General features: G+C 57.8%; 20 protein-coding genes. 10 read left to right on the top strand and 10 right to left on the bottom strand.

Translation table 11 applies throughout. From position 1 onward, the window contains the following. Positions 1–40 precede the first annotated feature (40 nt). Positions 41–820 (bottom strand): hydroxyacylglutathione hydrolase, encoded by a 780-nt coding sequence (gene gloB, locus ACP7BO_RS05285; RefSeq protein WP_426209004.1) that lies wholly within the window; start codon positions 818–820, stop codon positions 41–43. Positions 821–942: 122 nt separating this feature from the next. Here gloB and ACP7BO_RS05280 point away from each other — a divergent pair, with 122 nt between their 5' ends. From ACP7BO_RS05280 to ACP7BO_RS05265, 4 genes are all read left to right on the top strand, one after another. Next, positions 943–1,701 carry a methyltransferase domain-containing protein gene (locus ACP7BO_RS05280; RefSeq protein WP_060694210.1) on the top strand — a complete coding sequence of 253 codons (759 nt, stop codon included), beginning with the start codon at positions 943–945 and terminating at the stop codon, positions 1,699–1,701. Positions 1,702–1,786: 85 nt separating this feature from the next. Continuing rightward, positions 1,787–2,239: a ribonuclease HI gene (rnhA, locus tag ACP7BO_RS05275; RefSeq protein ID WP_003441387.1), complete on the top strand. Its 453-nt coding sequence runs from the start codon at positions 1,787–1,789 to the stop codon at positions 2,237–2,239. Further along, the gene (gene dnaQ, locus ACP7BO_RS05270) at positions 2,232–2,990 is read left to right on the top strand and encodes a DNA polymerase III subunit epsilon (RefSeq protein ID WP_073509743.1); all 759 of its coding nucleotides are present in this window, start codon (positions 2,232–2,234) and stop codon (positions 2,988–2,990) included. Before rnhA ends, dnaQ begins: the two co-directional genes overlap by 8 nt. 44 nt (positions 2,991–3,034) lie before the next feature. After that, complete coding sequence (locus tag ACP7BO_RS05265; protein WP_060694206.1) at positions 3,035–3,607, top strand: GNAT family N-acetyltransferase; 573 nt, start codon at positions 3,035–3,037, stop codon at positions 3,605–3,607. A 52-nt stretch (positions 3,608–3,659) separates the two neighbouring features. On the opposite strand, the gene ACP7BO_RS05260 is transcribed toward ACP7BO_RS05265, so the two are convergent. Both ACP7BO_RS05260 and ACP7BO_RS05255 read right to left on the bottom strand, forming a co-directional pair. Then, positions 3,660–4,571: a LysR family transcriptional regulator gene (locus ACP7BO_RS05260; protein WP_397454441.1), complete on the bottom strand. Its 912-nt coding sequence runs from the start codon at positions 4,569–4,571 to the stop codon at positions 3,660–3,662. A gap of 95 nt (positions 4,572–4,666) precedes the next feature. After that, entirely contained in the window at positions 4,667–4,906 is a 240-nt protein-coding gene (locus tag ACP7BO_RS05255; protein WP_060694202.1) for a hypothetical protein, read from the bottom strand. Positions 4,907–5,102: 196 nt separating this feature from the next. Here ACP7BO_RS05255 and ACP7BO_RS05250 point away from each other — a divergent pair, with 196 nt between their 5' ends. Then, on the top strand, positions 5,103–5,663 hold the full coding sequence (locus ACP7BO_RS05250) for an NADPH-dependent FMN reductase (RefSeq protein ID WP_073509744.1): 561 nt from the start codon (positions 5,103–5,105) through the stop codon (positions 5,661–5,663). 72 nt (positions 5,664–5,735) lie between these two features. Here the strand turns inward: ACP7BO_RS05250 and phnX are convergent, their stop codons facing one another. Both phnX and ACP7BO_RS05240 read right to left on the bottom strand, forming a co-directional pair. Further along, positions 5,736–6,563, bottom strand: coding sequence for a phosphonoacetaldehyde hydrolase (gene phnX / locus ACP7BO_RS05245; protein ID WP_397454440.1), 828 nt, complete (start codon positions 6,561–6,563; stop codon positions 5,736–5,738). Between the two features lie 69 nt (positions 6,564–6,632). Then, entirely contained in the window at positions 6,633–7,742 is a 1,110-nt protein-coding gene (locus tag ACP7BO_RS05240; RefSeq protein WP_426208999.1) for a 2-aminoethylphosphonate--pyruvate transaminase, read from the bottom strand. 116 nt (positions 7,743–7,858) lie between these two features. Here ACP7BO_RS05240 and ACP7BO_RS05235 point away from each other — a divergent pair, with 116 nt between their 5' ends. Continuing rightward, positions 7,859–8,731 (top strand): LysR substrate-binding domain-containing protein, encoded by an 873-nt coding sequence (locus ACP7BO_RS05235; RefSeq protein ID WP_426208997.1) that lies wholly within the window; start codon positions 7,859–7,861, stop codon positions 8,729–8,731. Between the two features lie 198 nt (positions 8,732–8,929). Here ACP7BO_RS05235 and ACP7BO_RS05230 read toward each other — a convergent pair whose 3' ends face one another. After that, a complete protein-coding gene (locus ACP7BO_RS05230) occupies positions 8,930–9,799 on the bottom strand; it encodes a LysR substrate-binding domain-containing protein (RefSeq protein ID WP_397454437.1) in 870 nt (289 codons plus the stop codon). A 287-nt stretch (positions 9,800–10,086) separates the two neighbouring features. Here ACP7BO_RS05230 and ACP7BO_RS05225 point away from each other — a divergent pair, with 287 nt between their 5' ends. From ACP7BO_RS05225 to ACP7BO_RS05215, 3 genes are all read left to right on the top strand, one after another. Next, a complete protein-coding gene (locus tag ACP7BO_RS05225; RefSeq protein ID WP_426208995.1) occupies positions 10,087–11,412 on the top strand; it encodes an MFS transporter in 1,326 nt (441 codons plus the stop codon). A 15-nt stretch (positions 11,413–11,427) separates the two neighbouring features. Continuing rightward, positions 11,428–12,819, top strand: a complete 1,392-nt coding sequence (locus ACP7BO_RS05220; protein WP_397454435.1) for an FAD-dependent oxidoreductase — start codon at positions 11,428–11,430, stop codon at positions 12,817–12,819. A 107-nt stretch (positions 12,820–12,926) separates the two neighbouring features. Continuing rightward, positions 12,927–13,631, top strand: a complete 705-nt coding sequence (locus ACP7BO_RS05215) for a YebC/PmpR family DNA-binding transcriptional regulator (RefSeq protein WP_060694185.1) — start codon at positions 12,927–12,929, stop codon at positions 13,629–13,631. 109 nt (positions 13,632–13,740) lie between these two features. Here ACP7BO_RS05215 and ACP7BO_RS05210 read toward each other — a convergent pair whose 3' ends face one another. The 3 genes from ACP7BO_RS05210 to ACP7BO_RS05200 all read right to left on the bottom strand — a co-directional run bounded on the left by ACP7BO_RS05210 (position 13,741) and on the right by ACP7BO_RS05200 (position 17,305). Next, positions 13,741–15,051: a protein kinase gene (locus ACP7BO_RS05210; protein ID WP_426208992.1), complete on the bottom strand. Its 1,311-nt coding sequence runs from the start codon at positions 15,049–15,051 to the stop codon at positions 13,741–13,743. Between the two features lie 84 nt (positions 15,052–15,135). Continuing rightward, complete coding sequence (locus tag ACP7BO_RS05205) at positions 15,136–16,287, bottom strand: M14 family metallopeptidase (RefSeq protein WP_426208990.1); 1,152 nt, start codon at positions 16,285–16,287, stop codon at positions 15,136–15,138. A 550-nt stretch (positions 16,288–16,837) separates the two neighbouring features. Further along, complete coding sequence (locus ACP7BO_RS05200) at positions 16,838–17,305, bottom strand: Lrp/AsnC family transcriptional regulator (RefSeq protein WP_016782348.1); 468 nt, start codon at positions 17,303–17,305, stop codon at positions 16,838–16,840. Between the two features lie 182 nt (positions 17,306–17,487). On the opposite strand from ACP7BO_RS05200, the gene ACP7BO_RS05195 reads away from it, so the two are divergent. Further along, on the top strand, positions 17,488–18,540 hold the full coding sequence (locus ACP7BO_RS05195) for a Glu/Leu/Phe/Val dehydrogenase dimerization domain-containing protein (protein ID WP_426208988.1): 1,053 nt from the start codon (positions 17,488–17,490) through the stop codon (positions 18,538–18,540). A 104-nt stretch (positions 18,541–18,644) separates the two neighbouring features. On the opposite strand, the gene ACP7BO_RS05190 is transcribed toward ACP7BO_RS05195, so the two are convergent. Next, positions 18,645–18,992 carry a DUF6124 family protein gene (locus ACP7BO_RS05190; protein ID WP_397454432.1) on the bottom strand — a complete coding sequence of 116 codons (348 nt, stop codon included), beginning with the start codon at positions 18,990–18,992 and terminating at the stop codon, positions 18,645–18,647. Positions 18,993–19,093: the final 101 nt, after the last annotated feature.

Raw genomic sequence — 19,093 nt, 5'->3', positions numbered from 1 at the left:
GGTCAACTGTTCAGAATTTTTGTGCCAACCGCGACCCGGTTTAGAACTTATCTTTCCAGCTGCGCAAGCTGGCAAAGACCGCACCGGGCGAGTCATTGTTGCGGGAGTTCCACTCGTCAGCTTTTTCTTTAACGGATGTTTCGTTGACCCGCAGGAAAGGATTTGTGAGCAATTCGAGGGCAATAGTTGATGGCAAACTGATGCGACCTTCTGCCCGCCATTCAGTGACTTGAGCGACCCTCGCCGCAATGTCCGGGTTGCTAGGTTCAACCGCCTGGGCGAAGCGCAGATTGCTCAACGTATATTCATGGGTGCAGTACACGCCGGTGTGGCCGGGCAGTGCGGCCAGCCGGCTCAGAGACCGGTGCATCTGTTCGGGTGTGCCCTCGAACAACCGGCCGCAACCTGCTGCAAACAAAGTGTCGCCACACAGTAATAAAGGCGCCGAGGGGTCAGCGTGGTAATAGGCAATGTGCCCAAGGGTGTGGCCGGGCACTAGAAGCACATCGAACTTCAGGCCCAGGATTTCGATTTGATCGTTGTCGTTGAGTGCCACTTGTCGGGCCGGGATGTCCTCGAGTGCCGGCCCCCAGACCTTCGCGTTAGTGTGCCCGTGGAGTTGAGCCACACCGCCCACATGGTCGAAGTGGTGATGGGTCACCAGAATGTCGCTTAAAGTCCAGTCCGGGTGCCTGGCCAGCCAGGCCAGTACAGGCGCGGCGTCACCCGGATCGACCACGGCACAACGTTTGTGAGTCGTGTCCTGTAACAACCAGATGTAGTTGTCGCTGAAGGCGGGCAGGGCGTCGATCTGTAACATGGTGCAATTCCCAAGTGCGAAACAATGGCGCATCTTAGGGTCTGTTGCCGCTTCATGGCGAGTCGCGATGAACTGCAACAGACCCGGGTCTTGTAATAGATAGATGGCGAGATGGAGGAGCAATGACCGATAAAGCATTGGCTCAGGCAGACCCTGAGTGGCTGGCGCTGATCAGTTCGGCGCGTGAATGGTTGTCCGGCCCCCTTGGACAAATGCTGCTTAACGACGAGCAGCGGGTACTCGAGGAGGAATTGGGGCGCTATTTCGGCGGCTATCTGGTGCATTACGGCCCAGGCGCAGACACCCCGCCCAAGGCACCGCAAGTGCAACGCAACGTCCGTCTCGGGGCTCCGCTGCCAGGGGTCGAGATCATTTGTGAAGAGCAGGCCTGGCCTTTATGTGAGCACGCTGCCGATGTCGTGGTATTGCAGCATGGCCTGGATTTCTGTCTGTCGCCCCACGGTCTGCTGCGAGAAGCCGCCAGTAGCGTGCGTCCCGGCGGGCATTTGTTGATTGTAGGTATCAACCCCTGGAGCAGTTGGGGATTGCGCCATGTTTTCGCCAAAGATGCTCTTGGAAAGGCCCGTTGCATCTCACCTTCGCGGGTGGCCGACTGGCTGAATCTGCTGGGCTTTGCGCTGGAGAAACGCCGCTTTGGGTGCTATCGTCCGCCGCTCGCCTCCAAAGCGTGGCAAAGCCGATTTTCTGGCTGGGAGCGCAAGGCCGGCAGCTGGCAATTGGCCGGCGGCGCCTTCTATGTATTGGTCGCGCGCAAAATGGTGGTGGGCTTGCGTCCCGTCAACCCGATGCGCAGAGAACCGATGGGCAAGCTGATTCCCTTGCAGATGGCCAAGGTCAATCGGCGTCACACTGAACCTTAATTAATGTCAGGCCGGGTTCACCCGGCCTCAGGTGCTGCTGATCCTTGATTGGCAGGCCAGGGCAGCCTTTTCTGGATAGTTTGTAATGAGCGATAGCGTTGAGATGTTCACCGATGGTGCCTGCAAGGGCAATCCTGGCCCGGGCGGCTGGGGTGCCTTGCTGGTCTGCCAGGGTGTTGAAAAAGAGCTGTGGGGCGGCGAGCCTGCTACCACCAACAATCGCATGGAGCTGATGGCTGCGATTCGTGGTCTTGAAGAACTCAAGCGTCCCTGTGAAGTGTTGCTGGTGACTGACTCGCAGTACGTGATGAAAGGCATCACCGAGTGGATGGTCAACTGGAAAAAACGTGGCTGGAAAACAGCCGCCAAAGAGCCGGTTAAAAATGCCGACCTGTGGAAGTTGCTCGATGAGCAAGTCAATCGTCACACCGTGAAATGGCAGTGGGTGCGCGGGCATATCGGCCATTACGGCAACGAACGTGCAGACCAGTTGGCCAATCGCGGGGTGGACGAAATGAGGGGCATCAAGCATGCGTAGTGTTGTACTCGATACTGAAACTACCGGTATGCCGGTTACCGATGGCCACCGGGTAATCGAGATCGGTTGCGTCGAGTTGATGGGCCGCCGTCTGACCGGTCGGCATTTTCACGTGTATCTGCAACCTGATCGTGAGAGTGACGAGGGCGCAATTGGCGTTCACGGCATTACCAACGAGTTTCTGGTGGGCAAGCCCCGCTTTGCAGAAGTCGCTGATGAGTTTTTTGACTTCATCAAAGGCGCGCAACTGATCATTCATAACGCCGCGTTTGACGTCGGCTTTCTGAATAATGAATTTGCCCTGATCGGGCAGACCGACCGCGCCGACATTACCCGCCACTGCACCATCCTCGATACCCTGGCGATGGCGCGAGCGCGTCACCCGGGGCAACGCAATAGCCTGGATGCCTTGTGCAAACGCTATGGCGTCGACAACTCGGGTCGCGAACTGCACGGCGCACTGCTCGACTCCGAGATTCTGGCAGACGTTTACCTGACCATGACCGGTGGCCAGACAAGCCTGTCGCTGGCCGGTAATGCATCTGACGGCAATGGTTCCGGCGAAGGCTCAGGCAATCAGGCCAGCGAAATCCGCCGTTTATCAGCGGACCGCCAGCCAGGACGGATTATTCGTGCAAGTGAAAGCGACCTCGCCGAGCATGCGGCGCGGCTTGAAGCTATTGCCAAATCCGCAGGTGGGCCTTCGTTGTGGACCCAGCTCCTCGAAGCCAAAGGACAGACCCTGCAATAGTTCAGATTGACGCCGGGGATATTGCCCGCGAAGAAGGATTTTTCATGTACCTGGTTATGAATCCAAAGGACCCGGAAGTCTCTGTGCGTTTGGCTGATGACGGTTTTGCTCCCTACGTGTGGGGCACTGATTTCAGCTTTGAAGTGAATGCCTATGCCCGTGCCGACCTGCATAAAAAGGTCGAGCACTGGCCTTTGGATATGGTCACGCCGTACCGCAAATGCTACGGGATCGACCCGGACGAATTCGCAAGCTATCTGGGCGCGCCTGATAGCGCGATCTTCATGGCGTATCTGGACAAACAGCCGGTCGGACATGTTGTGGTCAGCACCAACTGGAATGGTTTTGCCCACGTGGATGAGCTGGCTGTCGCCGCTGGTGCCCGTCGCCATGGGGTGGCCAAGTCATTACTGGACGTGGTCAAGTTCTGGAGCCTGAAGAAAAATCTGCCGGGCATCATGCTCGAAACCCAGAACAACAACATCGGCGCCTGCCGGCTGTATGAACGTTGCGGGTATCAGGTGGGGGGGATCGATCATCTGCGTTATCGCGGGATTGACCCGCAGACCAGCGAGGTGGCGATTTTCTGGTACCTGTTGTTTGAAAACCGCTGCTGAGGTTGCAGGAGCCGGCGATGCTGTCGCGACTAACCCCGCTCCTGCAGGCAACCTACAGCGCCATCACACCCTGATCAGCCAGTAAGGCCTCGGCCTTGTGCCGCACGATATCGAACAACGCCTGAAACGCGGGGCCCGGCTGCGAGTCCTTGCGTGTCAGCGCATACAGCGTCACAGCGATCGCAGGCGAGAGTGGACACACATCCAGCCCGCCGGCTTTGGCGCCCGCGGCTGTAAACGGGTCGACCAGCGCCAGCCCTTCGCCAGCCTCCACCATGCTGCGCATCATCTGATAATTCTGAACCTGAATCTGCACCACGGGTGCCGGACGCAAGGCTTGCAGCTTGCTGTCCAGTACGCGGCTCAGCGGGTCGTGGTGTTGCAGCCCAATCATTGCCTGGCCAGCCAGATCTTGCAGGCCTATGTACTTTTGCTTGGGAGCCAACCAGCCGTGGGGCGCCAGCAACTGCACTTTGCCTTGCGTCAGCTTGAGGCATTCGATGCCCGGCTGTTCTGCCGGATGCAGGCTGAAGCCGACATCACACTCCTCCATTAATAAGCGGCGAGCGATCTCGGCGCAGGGCGCGCTGCTCAGGCTCGTGGGTGTATCGGCAAAACGGCGTCTGAGTAACGCAATGCTGAAGGGCAGCAGGGTCTGGGCCAGTGTTTCGCTACAGGCCACGCGCATTACAGGCTCCTGATGCTGGCGCAAGGAGTCGGCACACCGGCGCAGCGGCTCGAAGTCCAGATACAGCTGATTGGCGAGAGGTTGCAGCAGAAGGGTTTCGCGGCTGGCTTGCAAGCGTCCGCGTACGCTGGCAAACAACATGAAACCGAGCTGTTGCTCGGCGTCATGCAGCGTGGAACTGAGAGTGGCCACTGGCAATTGCAACAACTCGCCAGCATGCTCGAGACTGCCTGTTTGCAAGATGGCCTGAATCACTTCGATATGGCGTAAGCGCATGCGTGAAGTCCATGTTCAGCGGATGAGGTTTCAGCGTTGTGAAGCCTGACCCAAGTCTCATCCTGTGACTTCAGCGGTATGCCGAGTGCAGCAGGTTATGCAGGGATTACCGGGACTACAGGTGCGACATATTCAGTTTCGCGAATCAGAATGACGCCCGACTGCACCAGCTCGAAGTTGTCGTCATCAGTCTTTTTGACGCGATCGCCAATGGCCAGTTTGTAGGTTGTTACGGGCTGGTCGCCTGTTGCATCTAAATTTTCAAACTCATGCACGGAATAGACACGACCTTCCGCGTCCCTTGCATGAAATTGCCCAACGAGAACTGCAGCCATTTGTAGAGAACCTCTGGAGATAAACACCCAATTTGCGGTTCTGTAGACCGTTGATCAGTAGGGGAAGTTTAACGATTTGGAAAAAATAGTCCGGCTACTTTACAGGCTTGCAAGCCGATAGGGTGAACCGGGGTGCAAGAAAGGCCTCCGATCATCTATAACTAGTCTTCCTATCGCCAAACACTCGGGGTTTTTTATGAGCAAGGTCTACAACGTGGCAGTGTTGGTCGGCAGTTTGAGGAAGGACTCCCTGAATCGAAAGGTGGCCCTGGCACTCGCAGAACTGGCTCCCGCGCACTTGAAGCTGAACATTGTCGAGATTGGCGAACTGGCGCTGTACAGCGAAGACATTGATGTGACACCGCCTCCTGCGCCCTACACCACTTTTCGCGATCTGATCCGCCCGGCCGATGCCGTATTGTTTGTCACCCCGGAGTACAACCGCTCGGTACCTGGCGTATTGAAAAACGCCATTGACGTCGGATCCCGACCTTATGGCCAAAGCGTCTTCAATGCCAAGCCTGGAGCCGTGATCAGCGTCTCGCCGGGGGCGATCGGTGGCTTCGGGGCCAACCATCATTTGCGCCAATCGCTGGTGTTTCTCAATGTCCCGTGCATGCAACAGCCCGAAGCCTATCTGGGCGGCGCAGGCGATGCGTTTGATGCGTCCGGCAAGCTGTCCGAGAAAACCCGGCCGTTTTTGCAGAAGTTCATCGACGAATTTGCCAAGTGGGTCGAACAGCATCACAAGGCCTGAAGCTTGAGGCGTTGATCCCAAACAAAACGCGGCAGACCTGATCACAGGCTGCCGCGTTTTGTTTGTACGGACTCAGCTGCTTTGTGGCATCTCGCCATTGGCCAGGCGTTTGTTGATATCGGCAATCACGTCCGGCAGATCAGTGATGGTGTCGATCATGTAGTGCGGGCGTGAGCCTTCGAACAAGGTGTGAATGCGTTGGCGCTCGGTGGCCAGGGTGTGTGGGTCCAGTGCCTGGTACTGCTCGTAGGTCAGGCCCAGCGCGTTACCGGAGCACAGCAGCGCCACCGTCCACATTCCGGCGCGACGACCTTCGAGAATCCCCGGTACGGTATCGTCGATCTTTACGCAGGCGCCCACATCATCAATGCCCAGCGCAATGACATTGGCCAGTGCCTGGGCTGGCCAGGGGCGACCGTTAGGAACTTCGTCGGTGGCAATTACGTGATCGGCGATGTAGCCATTGGTGGCTGCCAGTTCGACCACCTTGGCCATGACTTGCGCCGGATAGCCCGAGCATGAACCGATTTTAATCCCTTGCTCGCGCAGCCCGTTAATTGTTTCCAGGGCGCCCGGTATCAGTGCCGAGTGGTCAGCGATCTTTTCAATTTGCAGTGGCATGAAGCGCTCATAAATCGCGGTCACATCCTCGTCGGTCGGGGTACGGCCAAACACTTTTTTGTACCGCTCAGCGACCTGAGGCTGATCGCACAGGGTGCGGATGTGATCCCACTTGCCCATTCCCATCGGCCCGCGGGCTTCTTCGATGGACACCTGGACGTCGAACTCGCCGAAGGCTTCAACAAAAATCTGCGTAGGCGCGAATGAGCCGAAGTCGACCACGGTGCCAGCCCAGTCGAAAATGGCTGCCTGAAGTTTGCTTGGGTTGGTGTAGTTCATGTCAGTAATTCCTGTATGAGCAGCCGAGGCCGCACGCAATAATTCGGGGTTTTTTGAGCGTTGCGAACTTCAGATTTCAAGCACTTCCATTTCCTCAAGTACCTGGGCCACAGCATTGACGGCGGCTCGCATTTCGGCCTGGTTGACGTGGCCGATGCAGCCCACGCGGAAGGTTTCAACCTGGGTCAATTTGCCCGGATAGAGGATGAAACCCTTGGCCTTGACGCGCTCGTAGAACGCCTTGAACTGATAGCGCGGGTCTTTGGGTGCGTGGAAAGTGACGATGATCGGCGCCTGGATCGCCTCTGGCAGGAAGCTGCGAATGCCCAGTGCGGCCATGCCGTCGAGCAGCGTCTGGCAGTTGTCCGCGTAGCGCCGGTGACGTGCAGGCAAGCCACCTTCTTCGTTGTATTGCAGCAGGGCTTCATGCAACGCGGCGACTACATGGGTCGGCGGGGTGAACCGCCATTGTCCGGTCCTGGCCATGTAGGCGTGCTGGTCCTGCAGGTCCATGGCCAGCGAGTGAGAGTTGCCTGCGGCAGCGGCCAGTGACTCTTTACGGGTGAAGACGAAGCCCATGCCCGGGACGCCTTCCAGGCACTTGCCCGAGGCCGCGATCAGCGCATCAAAGGGCACCTTTTGTGCATCGACCGCCAGGGCGCCGAAAGAACTCATGGCGTCGATAATCAGACGCTTGCCATGCCGGGCAATCACGTCGGCAATTTCCGCTAGCGGGTTAAGAATCCCGGTGCTGGTTTCACAGTGAATCAAGGCCACATGGGTGATGCCCGGGTCGGCGAGCAGCAGGCGTTCAACGTCAGCGGCAGTAGTGGGCTGGTCTTCGGCGGTTTCGAACGTGCTGAAACGCCGGCCCAGGACTTCACAGATTTTTGCCAGGCGTTTGCCATATGCGCCATTAATCAGTACCAACACGTTGCCATCGCGTGGCACCAGGGTGCCGATGGCGGCTTCGACGGCGAAGGTGCCGCTGCCTTGCAAGGGCACGCAGTAATGACTGTCGGCGCCGTTGACGATGGCCAGCAGTTGCTCACAGAGGCTGGCGGTCAGCTGGTTGAAGCTGTCATCCCATGAGCCCCAGTCGACCATCATTGCCTGGCGGGTGCGCGCCGAGGTGGTCAACGGGCCAGGGGTCAGCAGGATCGGCGCGACAGTACTCATTCTGGTTTCCTCACAAGCTTGGGGATGGCTACTGGATACACGGCATAAGTTGCAGTTTGAGTTGATATCAATCAAATTGTTTATTGTTATGCCAGCCATCAGCGAGACTTATGTCTATGAATTTGTTTCAACTCCGTGCGTTTGACGCCGTGGCGCGAGAAGGCAGTTTTACCCGGGCAGCGGCCCGCCTGTTCATCAGCCAGCCAGCAGTGACCGGGCATATCAAGACCCTCGAAGAGCACTACCAGATTACTTTGCTGCGGCGCACGGCACGGCGTGTGGAGCTGACGGAAGAGGGGATCAGACTGGCTGCCATCACCCGTGCCATGTTTGGCCTGGTGGATGAAGCGCAGGTCATGCTGGAGGCCAATCGCCAGTTGCTCACGGGACGGCTTGAAGTGGCTGCGGACGGCCCGCACATGGTGATGCCGATGCTGGCAAGCCTGCGTGCGCGTTACCCCGGGGTAACCGTCAACTTGCGCCTGGGTAATGCTCAGGAGACCCTGGCTGCCCTGCTTTCAGAGCATGCCGATGTGGCGGTGCTGACCGAGGTCGAGCCGCGTAAAGGGCTGGCGTTGCGCGCACTCACCGAATCACGGATTTGCGCCTTGGTGCCCCTTGAACATCCTTGGCTGGCGCTGGCGGATGGTATCGATATTTCGCAGTTGAACCAGGTGATCATGGTGTTGCGCGAGCCCACCTCAATCACTCGGCGCACCTTTGATGATGCGTGCGAGAGCGCTGGTGTAACTCCGCGGGTATTACTGGAACTGGACAGCCGCGAGGCAGTGACCGAAGCCGTGGCTGCGCAATTGGGCGTAGGCATTGTGTCGTCGGTAGAAGTCAGCCATGACCCCCGGGTGCGAGCGGTGCCGATCAACGGTGCGGGGCTGGTCAACCGGCACATGCTCGGCTGCCTGGAGCGGCGCGCCGGGTTGCGGCTGATCAAGGCGTTTATGGAGCTGGCCCCGGCATTTGAAACGGTCTGACACCTTGTGGGAGATCCTTTGATTGAGGGGAACTGACACTCAGAATCTGGCTTTACCCTCGCTGTCCGACTGCTGCAGGAGCGAGCTTTTTATTGAGCGCATATTGATTACCGAGTGAACGCAATATTTTTGAGAAGCTCGCGAGCAAGCTCGCTCCTACAGGGGGTTTTGTTATTTTCCGTGGGGATTTGCAAGGGCTTACAAACTCTCCCGCACAATATCCAGAAAAGTCTCCACCACCCGCCGGGAGCTTTGTTCCTGCAGGCAGACCAGGGTTTCGGTCAGGCGCCGCGTACAGTCGGTGATGGGCAGGGCGATCACCCGCGAGTCAGAACCAAACTCTGCTGCTGACACCACCCCCACTCCAATACCGACCACCACCGCCTCACGCGCGGCTTCGCGGCCTTCGACTTGAATCGCGGCCCGCATCCGCAGGCCTGCCTGATTCATTTCCTCTTCCAGGGTCTGGCGGGTTACAGAGCCAACTTCGCGCAACACCAGCGGCGTGTCTTCCAGATCTGCCAGGCATATGGAACTGCGACTGGCCCACGGATGGGAGCGGGCCACAAACGCCACCATTGGGTCACTGCGCAATCGCAGGCTAAGCAGCCTCTGGTCATTGACGTCGCGCCCCAGCAGCGCCAGGTCGGCCTGATAGTTGAACAGCCGGGCCAGAGATTCGTCGGTGTTACCGGTTTCGATTTTTACCGTGATCCCGGGGTAGCGTTCGCAGAAGCGGGCAATTTGCGGCAGTACATGCACGGGGGCATCTACGGCCAGCACCAGGCTGCCGGTTTGCAAAGCCTGGGAGTCCTCCAGCAATTCCTGGGCTTCGGCCTGCACCACAAACAGGCGCTGGGTGATGCTCAGCAAACGCTCCCCCAGGTCGGTCAGGCGCACCGAGCGTTTATTGCGGTGGAACAGCAAAACCCCGAAGCGATCTTCGAGTTTTCGCACCTGATCCGAAATGGCTGGCTGACTTAAATACAGCCGCTCGGCAGCCCGGGTGAAGCTGCCGTGGACGGCAACCGCATGAAAGGCTTTCAACTGCGCATGGGAAACCGGCATCGGGTTATCTCTTACAAGCTGAGCTTATGAGTGAAATACGATAAATCGATTTTACCTATTAGTCAGTAATTGCTTTGATCGATCCCGCCCGGCGTTATGTCCTCGATAGCACCGGGTTGTGACACGACCGGTGCGATTCTCAAGCCCGCTAAAAACGGGATCGCCACGGTTTGTCTGATTGATGCCGTCCATGTCTGAAGGCGGTATTGAAGTGCTCAACACAATAAAAAAACAGGCGAGATTTTTTTGATTCTGCCGGCACATCCACCTCTGAGGTCAGACCCGAAATGAACAAGTCCATTGGCACCATCAAGCGTTGGCGCGTGCAGGTTTTTGCCATCACTTGGCTGGCCTACGCGGCCTTCTACTTCACCCGTAAAGCGTTCTCGGTTGCAAAACTGGGCATAGCTGAAGACCCCAACTTCCATCTGGATAAGATGGCAATGGCCAATCTCGATGCTGTGTACCTTGCGGCCTACGCGATCGGGCAGTTTACCTGGGGCATCCTCGCTGACCGTTATGGGCCGCGAGTGGTAGTGATGGGCGGTTTGATCATTTCAGCGTTGGCCGCGTTGATGATGGGCACTTTTGCCACCTTGCCGATATTCGCCACCTGCATGCTGATCCAGGGGCTGGCGCAATCCACGGGCTGGGCGGCACTGTGCAAGAACATCGGCAGTTTTTTTCCGGCAGAGCAGCGTGGTCGGGTGCTGGGGCTGTGGAGTTCGAGTTACGCCTTTGGCGGGTTGGTAGCGTCGCCGTTTGCCGGTTGGTGGGCCTACACCTTGATGGGCACGTGGCACGCGGCATTTATTTCAAGCGCAGCAGTGGTGGCGGTGGCTGCGGTGCTGTTTTTTATCTTCCAGCGCAACAAGCCCGAAGATGTCGGTTTGCCAACGGTCGAGCCCGAACCCCGGATGACGGCTGAAGAACAGGCCGCCGAAAAACGCCTCAGCCTTTGGGCTCCACTGCGCGAAATCATGCGCAATCGAACGGTCCTGACCCTGGGTCTTGCGTACTTCATGCTCAAGCCGGCGCGGTACGCGATTCTGCTGTGGGGGCCGGTGATTGTCTTCGAGCAGATGCCCCAAGTGGGCAAGGTCGGCGCGGCGATTATTCCCACGGCGTTTGAGCTGGCCGGTTTGCTGGGGCCGGTCCTGATTGGTCTGGCCTCAGACAAAATCTTCGGTGCCCGGCGTATGCCCGCCTGCATATTGAGTCTGCTGGCGCTGACCATTTCTCTGGCGTTCTTTATGGGGGCTTTGCAGTCCGGCAGCGTGCTGTTGGTGGTTGCCCTCTTGTTTGTGATGGGGCTGACCCTGTACGGACCGGATTCGATGATCTGTGGCGCCGCAGCGATTGACTTTGGCACGGCCAAAGCCGGTGCCACGGCGGCGGGTTTTGTAAACGGCTGCGGTTCGGTCGGGGCGGTGCTGGGTGGTCTGCTGCCGGGCTATTTCGATACGGTCACCGTGTTTATCGTCTTTGCCGTCTGCGCACTCTTTAGTGCGCTGGTGCTGGTCCCGCACTGGAACAGCCGTCCTGACGGGTACAAACGCGAATGTGCCTTCGTGCCCAACCATCCGTTGTTGATCAAGCCTTTTCGTACCTGAGTGGGAGAACTATCCATGCGACCTTTTTGGCTGGAACAGGCGCTTGCCCTGGAACATGTCGAGCCTTGTGAAGCATTGACGGGTGAGGCCCGTGCCCATGTCTGCATCGTGGGCGGCGGTTATACCGGGCTGTGGACGGCCATCATGCTCAAGGAGCAGAACCCGGAGCTGGACGTGTTGCTGATTGAGGCCGATATCTGCGGAGCGGGGGCCAGCGGGCGCAATGGGGGCTGCGCACTGTCGTGGTCGGCCAAGTATTTCACCCTTGAGCGTCTGTTCGGGGTGGAGGAGGCGGTGCGGCTGGTGAAAGCCTCGGAGCAGAGCATCTATGCGATAGGCGCGTTTTGCGAAAAGTATGGGGTAGATGCCGATTACCGGCTGGATGGCACGCTCTACACCGCCACCAATCAGGCCCAGGTCGGCTCGACCGACGGGGTGATTGCCGCGCTGGAGCGCCAGTCCATAAACTCCTTCAGCAAGCTGGCGGTGGATGAAGTGCAGCGTCGTGCCGGCTCGGCCCAACATGCCGAGGGCTGGTTCTCTCCGGCCGCTGCCAGTGTGCAGCCGGGCAAACTGGTGCGCGGTTTGCGTCGGGTCGCTTTGCAGTTGGGGGTCCGGATTCATGAAAACACCCCCATGGTCGGCCTGGAAGAAGGTTCCCCGGCCCTGATCCGGACCCCGACCGGCAGTATTCGCGCCGACCGTGTGGTACTGGCGATGAACGCCTGGATGGCCAGGGCGTTCCCGCAGTTCTCCCGCAGTGTGGCGATTGTGTCCAGCGACATGCTGATTACCGAGCCGCGCCCGGATTTACTGCAAGAGATCGGCCTTACCAGTGGCGTGACGGTGCTGGATTCGCGAATTTTTGTGCACTACTACCACAACACCCCGGACGGTCGAATCATGCTGGGCAAGGGCGGTAATACCTTTGCCTATGGCGGGCGCATGCTGCCGGTGTTTGATCAGCCTTCGCCCTATGCCGGGTCGCTGCAAAAAAGTTTGCAGCAGTTTTTTCCGGCGTTTGCCGGTGTGGGTATCGAGGCCACCTGGAACGGGCCGTCGGACCGCTCAGTGACCGGCTTGCCGTTTTTCGGGCAGATGAGCAGCCATGGCAATGTGTTCTACGGTTTTGGCTACTCGGGAAGCGGTGTGGGCCCCTGTCATATGGGCGGGCAGATTTTGGCGTCGCTGGTCCAGGGCCACGCCAACGACTGGACGCGCTCGCCGCTGGTCAACGGCCCGCTGGGTTACTTCCCGCCCGAGCCGATTCGCTATTTGGGCTCGTTGATGGTGCGCAATGCCATTCGCCGCAAGGAGCGGGCAGAGGATCACGGGCGCAGGCCAAGGCATCTGGACGTGCGTTTGGCCAAATTTGCCGCCGCGGCGGGCAAGGCGGACAAGGGCTGAGGGCAGACCGATTGGATTTTTTGGTCGATTGACGACTTCTGGCCGTATAAACTTGCGCCCATTCGACGGCCTACCCGCCGCGACACAGCAGATTGAGAGAGTGAGTAATGGGCGCACAGTGGAAGGTTAAACACAAAGCGGACGCCGCCAACAGCCGCGGCAAGATTTTTGGCAAGCTGGCCAAGGAACTGACGGTCGCTGCCCGTAATGGCGCGGACCCGGACATGAATTCGCATCTGCGTCTGGTGTATGAGCAAGCCAAAAAGGCCTCGATGCCGGCGGACACGATCAAGCGCGCCATCAACAAAGGCGCCGGTATCGGTACTGAGGCGGTGCAATATCACCGCGTCACGTACGAAGGTTTTGCGCCGCATCAGGTACCACTGATCATCGAATGCCTGACTGACAACATTAACCGCACGGTGGCTGAAATCCGTGTGGCCTTCCGCAAGGGCCAATTGGGCGCCTCGGGTTCGGTGGCGTGGGACTTCAACCATGTCGGCATGATCGAAGCCAAACCGGACACCCCGGATGCCGATCCTGAAATGGCGGCGATTGAAGCCGGTGCCCAGGACTTTGAGGAAGGTGAAGAGGAAGGCACTACGCTGTTCATCACTGAACCGACGGACCTCGATGCCGTACAAAAAGCCCTGCCGGAGCACGGTTTCACCGTGTTGTCGGCCAAGCTGGGCTATCAGCCGAAAAACCCGGTCAGCGGTTTGACCGACGAGCAGATGGCTGAAGTTCAAGAGTTCCTGGCAAAGCTGGAAGAGCAGGACGACGTACAAGAGATGTTTGTGGCGTTGGCTTAATTCCGTGTAGCCACTGGCGCAGGCTGCGATAAGGACCGCAGGGCCTTCACAAACGTGAGGGCCACTGTGCCCCATTGCAGCCAGCGCCGGCGGCTACAACATCAGGCATTTATCCCAGTGCCCGGGTGATGTCGACAAAGGCTGGCCGTGCCAGTACATCAGGCTGTATGCAGCGCTGCTGTAAGTCTTGCAGCCGATCTCGCTGTTGATCGCTCAACCCCGAGTCGATCCGCTCCAGCAATTCCCCCAACAAGATCCCGAACGCACGCACTTCAATGCGCTGCAAGGCGCGGGTGTGCGGGCTGTCGTCAATGGCGTGAAAGCACGCGGCGCCAAAGTCGCCCAGCAGGCAGTCCCCTTGGGCATTGAACAAAATATTGTGCGCGTATAAATCACCATGACAGATGCCCTGCGCATGCAAATGACCGGCTGCCGAAGCCACGCCGCGGGCAATGCGTAATGCGCTGTCGGCGCTAAAGCGGGTAGTTGCGGCATACACGTCACGGCTGCAGGTGTCGAAGCTTGGCAGCGCGGCGAGATTGGCGAATGACGGGTCGATCAACTCCATCACCAGCCCCGCAGTGTTGTCAGGATGGCCCGTGACACGGCCCAGCACTTTGATCAGGTTTGGATGCTGGCCGGCTGCAATGCAGGCGTTCATTTCATTGAGTGGCGAGCCATCGCTGGTGATGCTGCCTTTGTAGAGTTTGACGGCAACGGATCTGCTTGCCTGCCCGGGTGCACTCCACTGTGCTCTGGAGATAATGCCGGATGCCCCTTCGCCCAGTTTTTGCTCAAGCTCAAGTTGCGACCAGTCGATGTCCGGCGTGTTGTCGGCTGGTAGATGAGCGCTGGCATCCTCTCGCAACGGATTGCCGGCATAGGCCAGCCAGCTCAGCCCGGGCAAGGTCAACAGCCAGTCGGGCACTTCATGCAATTGGTTGGTAGACAGACGAATCAGTTCCAGACGTTCGCAGTTAGCCAGGCTGGCGGGCAGTTGTTGCAGGCGATTACCTGCCAGCATCAGCTTTTGCAGCAGCGGTCGCTGACCCAATTCTTCGGGCATGTGCTCGATGCAGTTGTCGGTCAGTATCAGCCAGCGCAGTTGGGGGGGGAGTGAAGTGCCGGGTACTGACGCGATGCGGTTGGCTTTGAAGCCAATCATGCTCAACTGCGTGCACTGGCCCAGGCATTCGGGCAACTCGGTGAACCTGTTGTCCGAGCAAAACAGAATCCGTAAATGAGTCAGGCGATGTAGATCGTCGGGCAGGCTGCTCAGAGCGTTGCCGCTCAGATTGAGAATTTCCAGCGAGTCTGCCAGTTGAAAAATCTCGGTCGGGAACTCGGTCAGCCCACAGGACAGATCAAGACGTTTGTGGCCTGCCAATTGGCCAGCGCGCAGTTTTGCGAGGGTATCCATAAACAGGCTTAGAGTTCTCGTGAAAATCGACAGGAAGTGGCAGCAGCGAGGAAGCTTTACCTCGTGCCGCCGCTTATTCGGGGTTTAGCGCAACTCGCGAACCATGTCCGACAAGGTGCTCAACACACTTTTGCCCAGTTGCATGGAGCGTTTTCCATCCCAGCCGGTTTGTGGGGCAGGAGCGTCATTGTTGTCCTTGAACGGCATCTCAAGGGTCAGCGACAGGCAGTCAAAGCGTTGTCCGACGCTGTTGCAGGCCAGGGTCATATTGGCCTGGCCGGGTTCATCGCGGGTATAGCCATGGGTGGTCTGGAAGTCTCGCGTCAGGTTGCTGAGATGGTTGCGAAAACGCTCTTCCAGAGTGGCCAGGCGTTCGGTGTAACCCGGATTGCCTTCGCAGCCTGCAGTGAACACATAAGGGATTTCTTCGTCCCCGTGAATATCCAGAAACAGGTCCACGCCGTAGTGAGTCATTTGTTCAAGCGCAAAGAACACTTCAGGGCTGACATTGGGGTCGGTGTTTTGCCAGGCGCGGTTCAGGTCCTGGCCGTTGGCGTTGGTCCGCAAGTGGCCGTGGTACGCGCCGTCGGGATTCATGTTGGGGATCAGGTAAAGGTCGGCGAAGTCCAGCAATTTGCGCAGTTGCGGGTCGCTGCCTTGTTCCAGACGCTCGAGGACCCCTTGCATGAACCATTCGGCCATGTGCTCACCGGGGTGCTGCTGGGCGATGATCCAGATTTTGCGCTTGTGGCTGGCGCCATTGCCTTTGCGCAAAAGCTGAATGTCGCGGCCTTCAACACTTTTGCCGACTGCCAGCAATTCGCAGCCCGACCATTGGAGGGCATTCTTGATCAATTGATCATGACGCTCGCGGCTATAGGGTTCGAAATAAGCAAACCAGATGTGTGGGTGTTCGGCCTGCACGCTGAAATTCAACGATTTGCCGTCGAATTCAGTAGGTACCCGGAACCAGGTTTCGTGGTCATAAGACGCCACGGCCTGGTAGCCATCCCACGCTTTGTTGTAGGAGGACTGGCTGGCGTTGCTCAACTGAAAATGATGGGTCTGGCCAGGTGTCAGGCCTTCGGCCTTGAAGTGGAACCACTGAAAGTGCGGGCTGCGGGTATCGGGTTTGATCGCAAGCTTGACGTGCAAAGGGTCACTGGCATCCAGCACCTGGATATTGCCGCTGTCAAAGTCACTGCTGATGCGGAGTGAAGAGGGCGCCACGGTCATCGTCAAAGTCCCGGAATCTGATAATTGTGGGCGTTACTTTACCTCGCAATGGCGCCGGGCCAATACGGAATTTTGGAGGACGGGGAGGGGGAAACTGAAGGGGGGGGGGCGTCATCCTTGACGCCGCGCAAGAATAGTGTATTTGCGAGTGATTCTCAAGTGCTAAATTGCCATTACGGCCATCGCCCAGGGACTTCAGGCTTCCGTTCGTCGATGTTCTTTTGCTATCATCGCCCGCATCGTAGCGGCCACTGAAAAAAACCGGTCGCACACCAGACTTCATTAGCCTGAAGCACGCAGAGCCAGATAACTGGCCGCAAAAAAAAGACCCGGCCATAAGCCGGGTCAAATAACCGTGATTAGCCTGATGAGGAGCTAATTCAAAAGACCGACCTAAGGTCCCTTGAATTATCGACTGATCTCGCGACCAGCTGCATGCAATAATAATCATTCCTATTTGCAAGTCAAATTATTTTCCTCGCTTTCCCTGGATTATTTATCCATTCCTCGCTGAACCCCTCTATCTCGTGGCCTCACGGCCAGACAGTTTTCAGTCCAGCAACAACTCGGTGGTGCGTTTGACCTCGCTCATGGCGATATTTGAATGCGCTTCCTGGACATGTGGCTTCTGCAATAAGTGGTCGCGCAAAAAACGCTCGTAACTGTCGATGTCGTGGGTCACGACTTTGAGCAGGTAATCCATATCGCCGGCCATGGTGTAGCACTCGATCACTTCGGGGTAGTCAGTGATGGCTTCCTCAAACTCCGTCAGATGTCGTCGCCCGTGGCCTGAAAGGCGCACATTGACGAACACCACCACGTTGAGCCCCAGCTTTTTCGGATTGAGCAGGGCGACCTTGCGCTCGATCAGCCCCTCCTCCTGTAAGCGATGAATACGCCGCCAGCAGGGCGATTGCGATAACTCAACGTGCTCCGCCACTTCGGCAGCCGAGAGGTCGGCATTGTGCTGCAGCAAGCGAAGAATCTTGCGGTCGATAGCGCTTAATTTGATCTGCATGAATTGTGCTGATTTCTTATTGTTTTCGAATGATGAATGCAGACTAGCAGAACATTTCCTTCAATTTAGAAAGAAAAATCCTAAGCAAAACCTTCACTCTTTTGCTTCGCACTGTGCGTCGGGTCAGATCCTGACTTTCCGGTCTGGCTTGCTTCCAAGGCTAAAAACAAGAGAGAAATGAAATGCCGATTTTTACTCACCCAGAATTTGATCAGCACGAACAAGTCCAGTTCTGTCACGACAAAGCCACCGGGCTCAAGGCCATCATTGCAGTACACAACACGCGTTTGGGCCCGGCTCTGGGTGGGTGCCGCATGTGGCCCTATGCCGATGAGCAGCAGGCCTTGAACGATGTACTGCGCTTGTCCCGTGGCATGACTTACAAATCGGCGCTGGCCGGGTTGCCCTTGGGCGGGGGCAAGGCGGTGATCATTGCTGATCCGCGTAAAGACAAGAGCCCGGCGTTGTTTCAGGCCATGGGAGCGTTTGTCGAGAGTTTGGGCGGGCGTTACATCACGGCCGCAGATTCGGGTACCGGGGTCGCCGAAATGGCTTTGATGGGCCAACGCACTCGCCACGTGGTGGGCGCAGGTACCCGCGAACAGCTGGGAGGGGGGATTCGCAGCGGAGATCCGTCCCCTGCAACGGCCCTTGGGGTGTTTATCGGCCTGCGTGAAGCGGTCTTGCAACGGCTGGGTCGTGCCGATCTGACAGGCTTGCGAGTGGCGGTCCAGGGCCTGGGGCAAGTGGGTTTCAACCTTGCGCAGCAGTTAAGGGCTGCGGGTGCCGAGCTCTGGGTACACGACATCCAGGAGGCTAACGTGCGTCGTGCAGTCGATGAGCTGGGTGCTCACGCAGTGGGTGCTCAAGACATTTACGGGCTGGACGTTGATGTGTTCTCGCCGTGTGCGATGGGCGCCATCATCAACGACGAAACGCTGCAGTTGCTGCAGGCCCCCGTGATTGCCGGTGCCGCCAATAACCAGTTGGCCAAAGCCTCTCATGCCGATGTGTTGTGGCGACGCGGTTGCCTGCATGCGCCGGACTACGCGATCAATGCGGGTGGCATTATTGATGTGTCCTACGAGTACACCGGGGGTTCGCCTGAACAGGTACGTCGGCACGTCGAAGGCATTGGTGACACCTTGCGTCAGATCTTCCTGCGAGCCAAAGCTGAGGATCGCAACACTACTGATATTGCCGACAGCCTCGCTCAGGAGCGCCTGAACGCATGATTGAAAGGCGTTGGCTCACAGGGTCTGTTGTGTAGTCGTGTTGCGCCGCCAGCACGATCAAATCTCAACCGATCCAGGTGAATCAGCCAGCGCCTTTTGGCCTTTCAGCGCACAGACACTTGCTGAACATCCAGCGCTTTGTCCAGCAGCATCTTGGCTGACTCGGCAAAGTGCGCCACGCTCAGGAACAGGTCGCGAGGAGAGCCCTGCTGGCTCTCGGCTGCGCCATTCGCGGTAGCAATCGCACACCGCAGATAATCCGATGCATTGACCATGGCTTCTTCCTGGCTCAGATCGCTGCGCACGATGAACAGTTTTTTCTCGAAGAACTGCTGAGAAACAGCTGGTTTCAAATAATAGTCGAGCGCCCGCTGGGTAGCGGCGCTGTCCTTCAAGGCTTCGAGCTCAATATCCGCCTCGGTTTGCGGGGTTATTTTTGTGATAGGAGTCATGATTTGCCTGCGTTCTAAGATTAATCGAATCAGCCATCAGCAGATTAGTACATAAGGTATTTTTGGAATTGATATAAATAATACCGAATGTGTATTGTTGG

The organism is Pseudomonas sp. TWR2-1-1 (assembly GCF_049897045.1).
GTDB classification, from domain to species: domain Bacteria; phylum Pseudomonadota; class Gammaproteobacteria; order Pseudomonadales; family Pseudomonadaceae; genus Aquipseudomonas; species Aquipseudomonas versuta.
The sequence above is the reverse complement of the archived record's forward strand: the minus strand, read 5'-3'. Positions and strand labels throughout refer to the sequence as shown.